Genomic DNA, 2416 nt, shown 5'->3' with positions numbered 1-2416 from the left:
GGGTATCGTGGTGGCGGGCGAGGGAGACGGTGACATGTCCCAGGAGGCGCTGGCAGCTCTCGACCGCGCGGCGAAAAAAGGCGTTGTGGTGGTCCGCTCCACGCGTGTGTTGTCGGGATTCGTCAATAGAAACGTGGAGGTCGAAGACGACAAGCGCGGCTTCGTAGTCTCACTCGATCTGAATCCGCAAAAGGCGCGGTTGCTTACCCAGTTGCTCATCGCAAACGGCATAACTAGCCCCGCCAAGGTGCAGCAGGCCTTCTCCGGCACTTTTTGACTGTAGGCCTGAGAGCGCTGTTTAACGGCCTCCGGCGCTGAACTTTCAACCGCAATCAACCCCAGTTCCGCTCGAGGAGCATGTCCATGGCTGCTGAAATTTTCTTTAGAACCGAACATGATCTGCTAGGGGACCGTGAGGTTCCCGCTGACGTCTACTATGGCGTTCACACGCTGCGTGCGCTGGAAAATTTTCCGATTACCGGTTCACCGATCTCCATATATCCCGAGTTGATCAAGGCGCTGGCTTGCATCAAACAGGCCGCCGCACAGGCGAATCATGAACTGGGCCTGCTCGACAAGACGCGTTGCGACGCGATTGTCGGCGCCTGCGCTGAGTTGCTGGGCGGCAAGCTGCATGATCAGTTTGTGGTCGACGTGATTCAGGGGGGCGCCGGGACATCGACCAACATGAACGCCAACGAGGTAATCGCCAACCGCGCGCTCGAACTGTTAGGGAAGAAGAAGGGCGAATACCAGTACTTGCATCCAAACGAGCAGGTCAACATCGGCCAGAGCACCAACGATGTGTACCCATCGGCCCTGAAGGTCGCGACCTGGTTCGGCATCCTGGGTCTCGTCGACGCAATGGCTGTTTTGCGACACGCGTTTGAAACCAAGGCGCTGGAGTTCAAGGACGTCCTGAAAATGGGGCGTACGCAATTGCAGGATGCGGTGCCGATGACGCTCGGTCAGGAGTTCAGCACTTACGCCGTGATGCTCGGAGAGGATGAGGAACGGCTTCGAGAGGCGGCCCTGCTGATCTGCGAAATCAACATGGGCGCGACGGCGATCGGAACGGGCATTACGGCGCACCCCGATTACGCACCGCTGATCCTGAAGCATCTTAAGGAAATTACGGGTATCCCGCTTATCACGGCACCCAACCTCATAGAAGCGACGCAGGACTGTGGGGCATTCGTCCAGTTGTCCGGCGTGCTTAAGCGTGTCGCAGTGAAGCTCTCGAAAACCTGCAACGACTTGCGTCTGCTTTCCAGCGGTCCACGCGCGGGTCTTGGGGAGATCAACCTCCCGCCCATGCAGGCTGGCTCGAGCATCATGCCGGGAAAGGTCAACCCGGTTATCCCCGAGGTAGTGAACCAGATCGCATTCGAGGTGATCGGTAACGATGTCACCGTGAGTTTCGCGGCCGAGGCCGGTCAGCTCCAGTTGAATGCTTTCGAGCCGATCATTGCGCACAGCCTGTTCAAGAGTGTGACCCACCTGCGCAACGGCTGCCTGACACTCGCCGAACGGTGTGTCAAAGGAATCACGGCCAACGAGGCGCACTTGCGTGCGTCGGTCGAGAACTCGATCGGCATTGTGACTGCCCTCAATCCCTACATAGGCTACGCCAATGCGACAGCCGTCGCGATGGAGGCACATGCCTCGGGTGGGCGGGTCTATGACATCGTGCTTGCGCGGGGGCTGTTGTCCAAGCAACAACTCGACGAGATCCTCAAGCCAGAGGTACTCACGCGGCCCACGCCGCTTCATATTCTGCCGACACAGTAAGTGGTCGTCGGACTACATGATTCGGGAGAGGAGGATATAACAAAGAGGAATGCTTAGTTTATAGCTATATAGGATTACTCCGCGGCTAAACGATGCCGTCCGCGCATAATCTGTCTGTAAGGTATCTGCAAGCCTATAAAGCGGTAATGTTCCTGTAAGGGTTGGGAGGCCCTGCTAAGACATTACCGCTCATTACCACGCCACATTCCCTATTCTTTGCCAAGCGCATTTGTCGTAGCCCCCCCCAGTCATGAGAATATAGCGCCTGCTTGTTCTGGCGCCGGCGTTGGCCGTTGCTGCCCCTGCCCTGCCTTTCAGCTTAAAAACATTAATAAAGGTTTGACCGATGGTGACAACGCAAGGGAATTGCGGCGTTTTTCTGCAGTCTCAACCGAGGATCGTTCCCAGGTCAAACTCCGGCAACAACATGTGTTTTCGGAGATGCCAATGAGCGAAGCTCTGTCTAAGCAGCCAAAGCGTTCCCGACGCGGGCTCATCCTGGTTGTGCTAGTGGTGCTGGTGCTGATCGCGCTTGTCGTCGTCCACCTGTTGACCCAAAAGAAGCCTCCACGCGTCGCGGCGCCCATCGTCGTGTCGGTTGCGAAAGCAACACTCGGCTCCATGC

At 57.2% G+C, this 2416-nt stretch carries 1 protein-coding gene and 1 pseudogene; both read left to right on the top strand.

Going from position 1 to position 2416, the window contains the following annotated elements; genetic code table 11:
* Positions 1 to 277: pseudogene (gene ansB, locus WCA53_RS29325) on the top strand (L-asparaginase 2); the annotation flags it as partial.
* An 86-nt stretch (positions 278 to 363) separates the two neighbouring features.
* Positions 364 to 1791 carry an aspartate ammonia-lyase gene (gene aspA, locus WCA53_RS29320; RefSeq protein WP_423919428.1) on the top strand — a complete coding sequence of 476 codons (1428 nt, stop codon included), beginning with the start codon at positions 364 to 366 and terminating at the stop codon, positions 1789 to 1791.
* Positions 1792 to 2416 lie beyond the last annotated feature (625 nt).

This window comes from Caballeronia sp. (assembly GCF_049581465.1).
GTDB lineage: Bacteria > Pseudomonadota > Gammaproteobacteria > Burkholderiales > Burkholderiaceae > Caballeronia.
The sequence above is the reverse complement of the archived record's forward strand: the minus strand, read 5'-3'. Positions and strand labels throughout refer to the sequence as shown.

Bases quoted from the DNA above. Each gene is read 5' to 3' on its own strand.
- aspA (WP_423919428.1), top strand. From the start codon at position 364: ATGGCTGCTGAAATTTTCTTTAGAACCGAACATGATCTGCTAGGGGAC.